Source organism: Paenibacillus cookii (assembly GCF_018333375.1).
GTDB lineage: Bacteria > Bacillota > Bacilli > Paenibacillales > Paenibacillaceae > Paenibacillus_AQ > Paenibacillus_AQ cookii.
Map to the genome: position 1 here is coordinate 29,266 of NZ_BORW01000030.1, position 12,009 is coordinate 41,274.

The window sequence follows — 12,009 nt, forward strand, 5'->3', positions numbered from 1 at the left end:
ATTGAGCGATAAGTTATAACGGCATATCCAAGGCAGCCGATTTCCATCGGCTGTTTTTTTACGCCCGTGGTTTTCGGCGGTGACGTAGCTTTGCCGCGGCCGGCCGAGCCCGTCCTATGTGCCGATCAAGAATCTGTGGCGGGCAAATATGCGGCCCGCGACATGATGATCACACTGGACGTTTCCTTTAGAAACAAAGGACTTTATCTTACCGTCCCTAAAATGTACGGCGTGGAATATACTTTCAGGCTCATTCCCGTAAGCCGGGATTCGGCCCAAGCGACGTCTCTGACCGAAATGATTCATGAGCAGCTTGTGTTTCGTTTTTCGGCATCCGGCGGGGCGGAGCACGTTGAATATACCGACGATGTCGGCAAAAAACGGCGGCTGTTCAAGGTTGGCTCCTGATTTTTTTCTGAAAAAAATGCCCCCAATGCGTTCCTACCCCGAAGATTCGGTACTCCGAAGGACTTGCCATCGTGTATAATTTTGGTAACAGATTCCTGAAAAAGGCGGGAGATCCGAGCATGATGAACGGGGAGTACAGGCACAGGATCGATTCGGTGATCCGATATATCGAAGAAAACGGCAGCCAAAAATTGACGCTGGAAGATCTGGCCCGTGCCGCGAATTTTTCAAAATACCATTTCTCCCGCATTTTTACGGCCATGACGGGCGTAACGCCGGTGGCGTTTTTGAACCGGAAAAGGCTTGAGAAGTCGGTGCGGCTGCTGGGGGAAACGAATATGACGGTTTTGGCGATCGCGGGCGAATGCGGGTTCGAGTCGCTGTCGGCATATCACGCGCTGTTCAAAAAGCACTACGGAACAACGCCCAACGAGATGCGCAAAGCACGAACCCAATACAGCAATATTTCGCAATGGGCAAGCAATATGCCGGAGGAGACCGCGTCCGGAACGGCCTACAATGAAAACCGTAAGAGATCATTGCTAGGAAGGACGTGGGATCGGATGATCGCCATAAAAGAATTACCCCCCCTTAACGTCGCATATGTCCGCCATGTGGGAAGCTATCTCGACACGGGCGCCGCATGGGACAAACTTGGCCGTTGGGCCTACGAACGGGGGATAACCCCGCCAAGCCAGCATTTTATCGGCATTTCGCTGGATGACGCCGGGCTGGTGGACGAATACGCCTGCCGGTATGACGCTTGCGTCACGTTGCCCGAAGATTGGACGCCGGATCCCGCGGACCCGCAGGTGCAGTATAAGTCGCTGTCCGGGGGTACGTATGCGGTTTACCCTTTTTACGACACCATCGATAAATTCGTGCTGGCGTATCAAAACGTATTCGGCCTTTGGCTGCCGAACAGCGGCTATGAAGCCGACGACCGGCCATGCCTGGAATTTTGCCTGAACGATCCTGCGCGGGATCCGGAGGGAAAATGCAGGGTGGACTTGTACGTGCCGATCAAAAAATAAAATTTAAAGACATTGCAAGGCAGAACGCCTGCAGCTTGGAGGAATGAAAATGAATTTCGAGGCGGCATTCGGCCGGTTTCCCGTGATCGCGTCAGACAGGCTCGTGTTAGGCAAAATCGGAGAGGAGCATTTGGAGGAACTGTTCGAAATCTATGACAATGACAACGTTTTTACATACTGCGGCATCATTCCGAAGCATAACAAAAACACGGTCAAATCCATGATCGGACATTTCGAACGGGATTTCCTCAAAAAAAGCCGGATCAAATGGGGCATTTTTGCGGTGGAGGACCCCGGCAAGCTGCTCGGCATCATCGAAGCGTTCGATTGGAACCAGAAGGTCAATTCGCTTTCCGTGGGTTATTTTCTGGCGGAACGGCATTATGGAAAAGGCATTGCGACGGAAGCGCTGCAAACGCTCACCCGGTTTTTGTTCGAGGTGGCCCTCGTCAACCGGATCCAGGCCGAAGTGATGCCGCCGAACGAAGCTTCCAAAAGGGTGCTTGCCAAAAACGGGTTCCGAAAAGAAGGATTGCTGAGACAAGCGACGTTATGGTCCGGAAAAGGGGTCGTCGACCTTGAAATTTACGGCAAATTGAAGGAAGACGCCGCGAAAGAACCCGGATGGGCAAAAATATGACGTATCAACGCCGATTTTGTGCTATACTAGAGATAACTTCAAGCCGTGTGTGACTGGCGTAACGTGGGGAACCACGAGGGAGCACATGGATCATAACAGCCGTACGCCTGGGCGAAAGTATTTGGAGGGGATTCCTTTCCGAATGCTTTTTTTTGTTTGAAACCAAAATCGGAGGCGACAGAAATGAGCATGCTGCTAAAAACGAAACCGCTGGCGAGCGAGGTGTCGGAATCGATCATCGAAGAGGTGAACCGCTTTAAGGCAAAAGGGATTCACCCCCGGCTGTCTGTCATTTTGGTAGAAGGCGATCCGGCATCGGCATATTACGCGAAAGCAAAAGAGAAAAAAGCCCAACAGCTGGGCATCGCGTTCGACCTGATTTCGTTTACGCCGGAGGTGACCGAGCAGCGCCTGCTGGACGAAATCGAAAAATTGAACCAAGATCCGGCCGTGCACGGCATCATGCTGGAGCTGCCGCTCCCCAAACATATCCGCCTGCAAACCTGCTGCGACGCCATTCGACCGGAAAAAGACGTCGACGGCATTTCATCGGCGAACAAGCTGGCCTGCATGACGGGGGCAACCGGCATTTATCCGGCAACGCCGCAGGCATGCATTCGGATCGTGAAACATTTCGGGTTTTCGCTGCAAGGGAAAAACGTGGTGCTGGTCGGGCACGGGGAAACCGTCGGAAGGCCTTTGATGCAGATGCTGCTCCGCGAAAACGCGACCGTCACCGTTTGCCATTATTACACGCAAAATCTCGCCAAACATATCGCGGGCGCGGATATTTTGATGACCGCCACCGGCTGCGCCGGACTGATTACGGCCGATATGCTGCATCCCGAGCTGGTCGTGATCGATGCCGGCATTTCCGAAACGCCGAGCGGCATCGTGGGAGACGCGGTTCCCGAAGCGGTGGAAGCGGCCAAAGCGGTAACGCCTGTACCGGGCGGAGTGGGGACGTTAACGACCGTTCTGTTGTTCGAAAATTTGTTGCATGCCATCCGGCTGCAGCAGCCATCGAAAGAGGTGTAGCGCATGAACGGACAAAATCACGTTTTTGATCAGCCGATCCGCGAATTTTTGCATTCGGCCGCTTCCAGTGCGCCGACGCCGGGCGGGGGAAGCGTTGCGGCATTGGCTGCGGCCCTGGGGGCGTCCATGGGCTCCATGGTGGCGAACATTACGAGCGGACCGAAGTTTGAGCAGGTGCGGGAACAAATGGCGGAAATCGTGAAGCTGATGCAGGACGCGATGACCGAAGCCGAAACCTTTTTGAAAAAGGACATCGAATCCTTTAACGGTTACATGGCCGCGCTTGGGCTCCCCAAAGCATCGGAGGAGGAAAAGCGGCAGCGCTCCATCGCTTTGCAGCAAGCGGCGGTGCAGGCGGCTTCCGTGCCCCTGCATCTCATGAAACGCTGCCTGGAAGTCATGTCGGCGCTGGCGTCGGTAACCGAACAAGCGAATAAAAACGTCATTTCGGATCTTGGCATCGCGTTGCTGATGCTGGACGCTGCGGTTCAATCGGCGTGGATCACGGTCGAGATAAACCTTGGCAGCATCAAGGATGCCGGCGTGCGGGCCACGTTCCAGGACACGGGGGCGGAGCTTTCTTCCCGTTCGGCGGGCATAAAAGATCAAGTATTGGGACAAATCAGGGAGAGGTTGGCATAGACCTATGAAAATTGAGCCATGGGAGCAGCTCATTCGTCATATCGAACCGGAAGCAAAGCTGCTGCGGGCACAAAAGCTTCAAGGCGGCGTTTCCGCCCAAGTAACGAAGCTGGAAATCGAACTGCCCGAAGGCGTCGTTCGGAAGCTGCTTGCGCGTCGGCACGGCGAAGCGGACCGCAGTCGAAATCCCCATATCGCGCGGGAAGAATACAAGCTTCTTCAGCAACTGACTGCGGCGGGGCTGCCTGTTCCGAAGCCGCATGCCGTGCTCAGTTCGTTCGGCGATGCACCGCTGATCGTCACGGAATTCGTGGAAGGCGAAGCGATCCTGTCGCTGGATCAGATTCCTGATGCCGAGCAGCAATTGGCGGATCGGTTGTCGGATATCCATCGGTTACCATGGGAACGGTACGCGCTCCGTTTTCTCCCGAAACAGGGGGATCGGTGTTCCGCCAAACTTAAGAACAGGCCCGGTCAATTGGATGATTCGTTGTGGGAAGGCAGGATCCGAGACAAACTGGAGTCGGTCTGGCCCTTGAAGCATACGAATAACGAAGCGTTACTGCACGGGGACTTTTGGCCGGGAAACGTCATTTGGAAGGATGGAAGCATCGCGGCGGTCATCGATTGGGAGGATGCGGCGCTGGGCGATCCGCTGTTCGATCTGGCAAATGCCAGGCTCGAACTATTATGGGCCTCCGGTATCCGAGCGATGGAGAAGTTTACGGAGCGGTATCAAACCCGCAATCCTCATCTCGATTATGCGGGGCTTCCCGCGTGGGATTTATTCGCTGCGCTGAAACCCGCCTCGGCGTTATCCGATTGGGGGCTTGCACCCGACGCCGAGAGGCAAATGCGCGAAAGGCACCGCCTGTTTGCCGAACAAGCTTTGGCAAGGATTTTGGGCTGAAAGAAATGCATTGACGCAAACGGATTAGCAAGGACATCGAAACTTCGTGTTTGATAATGTCAAAAAAGCGGCATGTTTCACATACTATTCGTTAAGGCGCATGATTTGCGCATGGAATGAAAGCGACAGGCGGTGCGTAAATGAGCACAACTTTTTTTCTTGTACGGCACGCCATAAAAGAAAAAGCCGTCGGAGACGTTCCGCTCACCCCTAAGGGCGTGCTGCAAGCTCAAGCGACGGCCGGCCGTTTTTGCCATTTGCCTATCTCAGCCGTCTATTCCAGCCCCCTTCGAAGGGCGCAAGAGACCGCCGGATGCATTGCCCAAGCGACGGCATCGGCCGTCCGCGTGGACAGCCGTTTGAGGGAGCGCGCGAATTGGGGGGATTTGCCCGGACAAAGCTTTGAAGCGTTTGTCGCCATGTTGGAGCGGTGTACGCGTGATCCGGAATATTTGCCGCCCGTCGGGGATTCGGCCAAGCAAGCGGGGGAGCGGTTAAACTCCTTATTATCGGAACTGGCCGCGGAGCACTCCGCTGAAAGTCATATTGTATTGGTCACGCATGGAGGGTTGATCACCGACTTTTTGGTGCATGCCTTTTCCGAAGAAGCTTTGGAGGTTTGGCATCCGAATTTCGTTGCCGTCCAAAGCGAGTTGATTCCCGAATGCTCCGTCACGACGCTTATATATGAACGCGGGACTTATGCCATTGAGGACTTTGCATCCGTCGATCATTTGAAATCAGTCCGCTAACTTGAAATCGGCGTTATTGAACAACCGGCAATCCGCCGGTGTTTTTGTTTTTGAACAGGAAAAATGGCGGAATTCGCGCAGAGCGTTTATCCGAAAACGCCGCCGTGGCTGTCAGAAAGCGTTCAACGGGCAAACCGCCTGCTGATAGAGGCTTTTAAATACGGACATAAAAAGGGGACGAACCGAACCGCCGGGTCAAGGAATTGACCGCTGCCGGAGACAAGGGGCCGCTGACCGATGCTCACATGCAAGGAAATCCGGAATAGCGATGATGGCGCTGGGAATGGACTTCGCGGTTTCATAGAAAAAAAACCGTCCCGACGGATGAACCGATGAATAACGGCCGGGGCAAGGGCACTTTTGTTCAAAGTGTCCGTCTTTCGGGCCACAGTTGACGAGGCGGGACGGTTTTCTTCATTTCGCTGTCAACGGCGGCCGTCGGCGATGACCTGAGGCGCGCTGTTTTTCAGCAGGATGTTGCGGTACAAATATTCGAAAATGAATTCAAACGCTTCCAGATGTTTTTTCGCTTCAAACGCGTTTTGCCCCCAGGCGTAGATGCCGTGGTTGCGCAGCAGAATGCCCGGCACGTTCGGATTCAGCACGTCTTCGACGCGTTCGGCGATCGACGGGATATGGGCGAAGTTGGGCAGCACCGGAATGGAAATCGCCGCATTTTCCTCCCAAATGTTAAACGCTTTGATCAATTCGATGCCTTGGGCCGGCACCGCGCCTTGATCGCCGAACCATTCGCTGATCAGGTTGTTGAAAACCGTGTGGACGTGAAACACGGCGCCGCAGCCGGTCAGGCGGTAAATATCGCAGTGGATCTGCGTTTCCGCGCTGGGCTTCAGGCTGGTCGTTTCGACGGCCCGGCCGCTTTTGTCCACGAACAGGAAATCCTCCGGCGTGCTTACGGACTTGTCTTTGCCGCTGGCGGTGATCGCAAAATAAAACTGCTCCGGATCGAATTCGCCGACGCGGACGGACAGATTGCCGCTGGTTCCCGGAAACCAGTTTTTGGCCGCGAACTGCTGCTTGATTTGCCGAAGCTCGTCCAGCGCTTGCTGTTTATGCTCCAGGCTGATGTTCGCAAACGTCATAAATTACCGCACCCCCTGTTGTCGTTTCTGCTTCATATCGTTCATGATATCGAAAAAGTCTTGGAATGGTACGTGCTTGACGCCGAGCTCGGCGCACTTGTCGGTCAGGATGGAGCGGGAATAGACCAAATCGGCGATTTTGGCCCCTTCGAAATCCGTCAGGCTGTCCCCGATCAGAATCCGTTCGTACCGGTCCTCCGGAAAACGGCGCATGACCGTCGTCTTGCACATGCCGCAGCCGTTCCGGCACGGCTCCTGGCATGGATGAGGCCACAATATTTCGATATGGTCCCCGCTAAAATCCGCGCTGTTGCAGAAAATATGGCCGCTTGGGATATCAAACGGCGCCAGCAGCGGGTCGATGAAAAAATCCATGCCGCCGCTGGTGACGTAAAAATCGATGCCTTCCTGCTTCGCGTAGCCGAGAAACTCGCGAAATCCTTCGCGAATGCCGGCGCGGCGCACGACGAAATCCACGATTTCTTCCTTTTTGCCGGAAGGGAGGAGGGCAAACATGGCGCCGACGCCTTCGCGCAGCGAAATTTCTTGGTTGACGGTCCGCTGCATGATCGCCTCATAACCTTCGGGCTTGAACTCTTTCATGATGGCGACGATGTTGTCCGAAAGGGTAATCGTCCCGTCGAAATCGCAAAAAATGACGGTTTTTTTGCCTGATTTCATCGTTCTCCCCCCCAAGCTTCAAGGGCTGCCTTCAGCTCGGGATGGCCGTCTTCCGCGTAATCGGCCAGGCGAACGGAACGCTGCGCGGCTTCGATCGCCTGCACGAAAGCGCGTCCGCCGGCTTCGGTCCCCATCGGATGCCCGTGAATGCCGCCGCCGGCATTGACCACGACGTCCTGGCCGAAGTCGCGCAAAATGAGCGGGACGAGTCCCGGATGGATGCCCGCGGAAGGCACCGGCATGCTCGCTTTGACCGGCAGCGCGTCCGTCAGCAGTTCGTCGCGGATCGCCATGTTTTCATCGCGCGGCATCGTCACCGACCCGTAAGGCGAAGGGAACAGGACCAGGTCCGCGCCGGCGAGGCGCATCAATTGCCCGAGCAGCACCGAGGCGGAAATGCCGTAGTGGGGAGAAGGATAAAAAGCGCCGGCCATGGCCGGATGTGCGGCAATCGGCACGGTAATTTCCGGATCGGAACTCAGCTCATGCAGGACGTCGTATCCATACGACAGCACGTTGAAAAGGAGAGCGTTGGCGCCGGCGTTGATCGCTTTAAGCGCCTGGGATTTCAGGTTCGACGTATGGCCCGTCAAATTGGCGGCGTACAGCAGTTTTTTGCCCGTCGCGCGGCTGGCTTCCTCTGCGGCTTTCAGGCAGACCTCGACGCGTTTTTCGATCGGCGTCAGTTCGTTTTCGAACAGGATTTCGTCGTCCTTGATCAGGTCGACGCCGCCGAGGGCCTGCTTGACGAATTGGTCGCGGAGCTCGTTCATGTCGAGCCCGATGACGGACTTGAAAATGCTCATGAGCAGCGGGCGGTCGTGAACGCCCAGCAAATCGCGAATGCCCCCGATGCCGAACTTCGGACCGGAGAAGGCCGAGAGATATTCGTCCGAAAACCCGAGACGGTTCAGCTTGATCCGCCCGTCCATGGAGATTTTGCCGAAAACGGTGACGAGCAGCGCCGGAATGTCTTTGCTGAAGTTGACGTCCGGATAGGCGATCGTTACGTCGGCGTAACGTTCACCCGGCTTTGTGCCTTCCGGTTCATGGACTTCGACGTTCAGCACCTGGCCGAGATGTTTTTGCATCGACTCGCGTTTGGCTTGCGGAAGCTCCGTCCAACTGCCGACGGTCATGCCGACGGCGATGGACTCGGCTTTTTTGCGAAAATCCGCTTTGTCGTCGTACAAGCGGTATGTGGCCGTGCAATAACTCATGAAATTCCCTCCTTCAATGCAGCTCCCATTTCCCTTGAACGTTCCGCGCAGCGGGCGACCGCAGCGATGACCGTTTCGAAGAAGTCGCCTTTGTCGAGGACTTCCAGCGCGGCTTGCGTCGAGCCGTTCGGCGAGGTGACCTTTGCTCTCAATGCCGCCGGTTCTTCGCCGGTCACCTGTACCATGCGGGCGGCGCCAAGCACGGTCTGCACCGTCAGTTCGCGGCATTGCTGGGGCGTAAGCCCTCCGCGGATGCCGGCGGCCATCATCGCTTCCATCATGTAATAGATGTAGGCCGGTCCGCTGCCTGAAATTCCGGTCAGAATTTCGAGCTTTTCTTCTTCGACGATCGTGACGGTGCCGACCGCGCCGAACAACGTCATGACGGTTTGGCGCTGCTTGTCGGTGATTTCCTTGGAGTAGGCGATGCCCGTCGACCCGAGGCCGATGGAGCTGGACGTATTCGGCATCGTGCGGGCCACCGGCTGTTTGCGGCCTAGCAAATCCTGCATGGTGCGGATCGTAAGACCCGCGATGACCGATACGATCAGCGTGTCGTCGGAGAGCAGCGGCCCCAGCTTCTTCAGCGCCTCCGCCGCGTCCTTCGGTTTCATCGCAAGGACGATAACCGGCGCATGTTGCAATATCCGGGGCAACGCCTCCGCATCGTTGCTGACATTCACGCCGTATTTCTGCTGAAGCTCATCCAGCCGGCGGGAATTGCTGCGGTTAAGCATCGTAATGTCGGCCGCCTGCACCACCGATTTGTGGATCAGTCCCCGGACGATGGCTTCGGCCATCGATCCGGCGCCGTAAAAGGTAATAGGTTCCGCGATCATCGCTTGCTGTTGACTCATGTTATATCATCCTCCCTGCGGTGTATCGAATGGGCAGCCGGACCAAAGCCGCGGGATTAGCCGCGAATTTGGCCGCTGCCGTGAATGACGTATTTCGTTGAAGTCAGCGCAGGAAGTCCCATCGGACCGCGGGCATGCAGCTTTTGCGTGCTGATGCCGATTTCCGCGCCGAAGCCGAATTCGAAGCCGTCCGTAAAGCGGGTGGACGCGTTGTGGTAAACCGCCGCCGCGTCAACCTCCTGCAAAAACCGGCGGGCATGGTCTTCGTTTTCCGTCACGATGCATTCGGAATGCTTGGTGCCGTAACGGGAAATGTGGTCCATCGCCTCATCGAGCGTATCCACCGTTTTAATGTTCAAAATATAGTCATTATATTCGGTGGCAAAATCCTGTTCCGTTGCGGGCACGGCCCACGGCACCAGCTTCAGCGTTCGTTCGCAGCCGCGGATTTCCACGCCCGCTTGCCGCAGCGCCTCCGCGAGAGGGGCCAGCCGATCGGCAGCAAAGCGGCTGTTGACCAGCAGCGTCTCCATCGAATTGCAGACGGAAGGGCGCTGGACCTTGGCATTGATGGCGATGGCTTCGGCCATGGCGCCGTCGGCCGTTTCATCGATATAAGTATGGCAGATGCCTGCCCCGGTCTCAATGACCGGAACGGTGGCGTTTTCCACGACATTGCGGATCAGCGCCTGCCCGCCGCGCGGAATGATGACGTCAAGCAGCCCATTCAGCTTTAGCATCTCGTCGACCGAGGAACGGTCCGCGCTTTCGATCAATTGGATGGCATCCGCGGGCAGCGCCGAAGCGTCCAGAGCTTCGTGAAGCACCTCCACGATTTTGCGGTTGGACGACAAAGCCGACGAACCTCCGCGAAGAACGACCGTATTGCCCGCTTTCAGGCACAGGCCGGCGGCGTCGACGGTCACGTTCGGGCGCGCTTCGTAAATAATGCCGATAACCCCGAGAGGGACGCGGAGCTTGGAAATTTTAAGCCCGTTCGGGCGTTCGAAATCGTCCAGCACGTCGCCGATGGGATCGGGAAGCGATATGATTTGCTCCAGGCCTTCGGCAATCGCTTCGATCCGCTGCGGATTGAGCGCCAACCGGTCGAGCAGGGAAGTGGAGATGCCCTGGGCTTGGCCGCGTTCCAGGTCTTCCCGGTTGGCGGCGATGATGTCTTCCCGGCGCCGGCGAAGGGCGTCCGCCATCAATTGAAGGGCCTCGTTTTTCTGCTGCGTGGTCATCCGGTTTAATGCCGCAGCGGCGGCACGCGCTTTTCCGGCTTTTAATTTGACTTCACTCATGAAACATCCTCCTTATTTAAAGTAATGGAATACGCAAAACCGGCTATGACACTTGTCGGCCGCGATTCATGATGCCGAAAGGATACGGCTATTTTAACGTGATCCATTCGTCCCTGTGGATCACTTCGAGACGATGGACCATATCCAGCGTTTGAATGACTTCGGCGCTGCTCATCCCTTGGATGCGCCGCAGCTGTTCGTCGTCGTAATTGACGATGCCCCGTCCGAGCACGGTGCCTTCGAGGCTGAGCACTTCCACGACGTCCCCCGCCTGAAAATGCCCCTCGACGACCTTGATGCCCACCGGCAGCAGGCTGTGGCCGCCGCTCACGAGCGCCTGCTCGGCCCCGGGATCGACCCGGAGGGTGCCGAGCGGGGTCGACATGAACCCGAGCCATTGTTTTTTCACCGGCAGCGAGTGGAGGGTCGTATCGAAATACGTTCCTTTGCCGTTTCCCGCCACCGCCTGCCGCAAATCCCCGCGGGAATCCACCTTGCCGACGAAGACGGGAACGCCGCCGCGCATGGCGATTTTGGCCGCGTCCACTTTGGAGCGCATTCCGCCCGTTCCGACGGAAGAACCGGCTCCTCCGGCGATGGCGTAGATCTCTTCGGTAATTTCCTCGATATGATCGAACCGGACCGCATTCGGATGTTTGCGCGGATCGCCGGTATACAAGCCGTCCATATCGGTGAGGATGAGAAGGTTTTGGGCTTTGACCAAATTGGCTACGAGAGCCGATAACGTGTCGTTGTCGCCGAACTTCAGCTCATCCACCGAAACGGTGTCGTTTTCGTTGATGATCGGGATCGATCCTTGCTTGAGCAGTTCCTCGATCGTCATGCCGGCATTGTTCATCCGCTTCCGGTTGCCGAAGTCGGTACGCGTGAGCAGGATTTGCGCCGTCGTAATGCCATGGGCGGCAAATGCCTGCTGGTACGCCTGCATCAGCAGCGCCTGTCCGACCGCGGCTGCGGCTTGCTTTTCGTGCAGGAGTTTGGGGCGGAATTGATAGCCGATGGCCCGAAACCCGGCGGCCACCGCCCCGGAGGTCACCAGCAGCACTTCGGCGCCTTCCTTTTTCAAAGCTGCAATTTCGTTCGCAAAAAACGCGACGGCATCCCGGTTGAGTCCGCCTTCGGCGGACGTCAGCGAGCTGCTTCCTATTTTGACGACGACGCGCGTCGACATCATTCATCACTTCCATTTCATTAATTTCGCATCAGGCGCCGGAAACATACCAACGTAAAGTCGCGAAGGCGATGGAGAATGCAAAAAAGACTTTCGTCCTTGATTGCAAAGGACGAAAGTCTGAGCTTCCGCGGTACCACCTTTATTGATGACATAAATCATCCGGCTTTAAGCCCTGTAACAGAAGGCACTGTCCCGCAGGGGATGCGGGCCGTTCAGGGGTAGGTT

The 12,009-nt window shown here is 56.4% G+C and carries 13 protein-coding genes and 1 riboswitch; of the genes, 7 read left to right on the forward strand and 6 right to left on the reverse strand.

Annotated elements, in window-relative coordinates; translation table 11 throughout:
* Positions 1–162: 162 nt before the first annotated feature.
* From KI367_RS20790 to KI367_RS20820, 7 genes are all read left to right on the forward strand, one after another.
* Positions 163–408, forward strand: coding sequence for a hypothetical protein (locus KI367_RS20790; protein ID WP_156124735.1), 246 nt, complete (start codon positions 163–165; stop codon positions 406–408).
* 119 nt (positions 409–527) lie between these two features.
* Positions 528–1,442 carry an AraC family transcriptional regulator gene (locus tag KI367_RS20795; protein WP_246537153.1) on the forward strand — a complete coding sequence of 305 codons (915 nt, stop codon included), beginning with the start codon at positions 528–530 and terminating at the stop codon, positions 1,440–1,442.
* Between the two features lie 49 nt (positions 1,443–1,491).
* Positions 1,492–2,082, forward strand: a complete 591-nt coding sequence (locus tag KI367_RS20800; protein WP_212952052.1) for a GNAT family N-acetyltransferase — start codon at positions 1,492–1,494, stop codon at positions 2,080–2,082.
* Positions 2,083–2,121: 39 nt separating this feature from the next.
* A riboswitch (ZMP/ZTP riboswitch) is annotated at positions 2,122–2,202 on the forward strand.
* A gap of 63 nt (positions 2,203–2,265) precedes the next feature.
* Entirely contained in the window at positions 2,266–3,120 is an 855-nt protein-coding gene (locus KI367_RS20805; RefSeq protein ID WP_212952053.1) for a bifunctional 5,10-methylenetetrahydrofolate dehydrogenase/5,10-methenyltetrahydrofolate cyclohydrolase, read from the forward strand.
* A 3-nt stretch (positions 3,121–3,123) separates the two neighbouring features.
* The gene (locus KI367_RS20810) at positions 3,124–3,762 is read left to right on the forward strand and encodes a cyclodeaminase/cyclohydrolase family protein (RefSeq protein WP_036715022.1); all 639 of its coding nucleotides are present in this window, start codon (positions 3,124–3,126) and stop codon (positions 3,760–3,762) included.
* A 4-nt stretch (positions 3,763–3,766) separates the two neighbouring features.
* The gene (locus tag KI367_RS20815; protein ID WP_036715020.1) at positions 3,767–4,672 is read left to right on the forward strand and encodes a phosphotransferase family protein; all 906 of its coding nucleotides are present in this window, start codon (positions 3,767–3,769) and stop codon (positions 4,670–4,672) included.
* Positions 4,673–4,812: 140 nt separating this feature from the next.
* On the forward strand, positions 4,813–5,424 hold the full coding sequence (locus KI367_RS20820) for a histidine phosphatase family protein (protein WP_212952054.1): 612 nt from the start codon (positions 4,813–4,815) through the stop codon (positions 5,422–5,424).
* A 425-nt stretch (positions 5,425–5,849) separates the two neighbouring features.
* On the opposite strand, the gene KI367_RS20825 is transcribed toward KI367_RS20820, so the two are convergent.
* The 6 genes from KI367_RS20825 to proB all read right to left on the reverse strand — a co-directional run bounded on the left by KI367_RS20825 (position 5,850) and on the right by proB (position 11,781).
* Positions 5,850–6,527 (reverse strand): methylthioribulose 1-phosphate dehydratase, encoded by a 678-nt coding sequence (locus tag KI367_RS20825; protein WP_212952055.1) that lies wholly within the window; start codon positions 6,525–6,527, stop codon positions 5,850–5,852.
* A gap of 3 nt (positions 6,528–6,530) precedes the next feature.
* Positions 6,531–7,208 (reverse strand): 2-hydroxy-3-keto-5-methylthiopentenyl-1-phosphate phosphatase, encoded by a 678-nt coding sequence (locus KI367_RS20830; RefSeq protein WP_212952056.1) that lies wholly within the window; start codon positions 7,206–7,208, stop codon positions 6,531–6,533.
* Positions 7,205–8,428 carry a 2,3-diketo-5-methylthiopentyl-1-phosphate enolase gene (locus KI367_RS20835; protein WP_212952057.1) on the reverse strand — a complete coding sequence of 408 codons (1,224 nt, stop codon included), beginning with the start codon at positions 8,426–8,428 and terminating at the stop codon, positions 7,205–7,207. Before KI367_RS20835 ends, KI367_RS20830 begins: the two co-directional genes overlap by 4 nt.
* Entirely contained in the window at positions 8,425–9,285 is an 861-nt protein-coding gene (gene proC / locus KI367_RS20840) for a pyrroline-5-carboxylate reductase (RefSeq protein ID WP_036715018.1), read from the reverse strand. Before proC ends, KI367_RS20835 begins: the two co-directional genes overlap by 4 nt.
* Positions 9,286–9,341: 56 nt before the next feature.
* Complete coding sequence (locus KI367_RS20845) at positions 9,342–10,589, reverse strand: glutamate-5-semialdehyde dehydrogenase (RefSeq protein WP_212952058.1); 1,248 nt, start codon at positions 10,587–10,589, stop codon at positions 9,342–9,344.
* Positions 10,590–10,677: 88 nt separating this feature from the next.
* Positions 10,678–11,781 carry a glutamate 5-kinase gene (gene proB, locus KI367_RS20850; protein ID WP_212952070.1) on the reverse strand — a complete coding sequence of 368 codons (1,104 nt, stop codon included), beginning with the start codon at positions 11,779–11,781 and terminating at the stop codon, positions 10,678–10,680.
* Between the last annotated feature and the right edge of the window lie 228 nt (positions 11,782–12,009).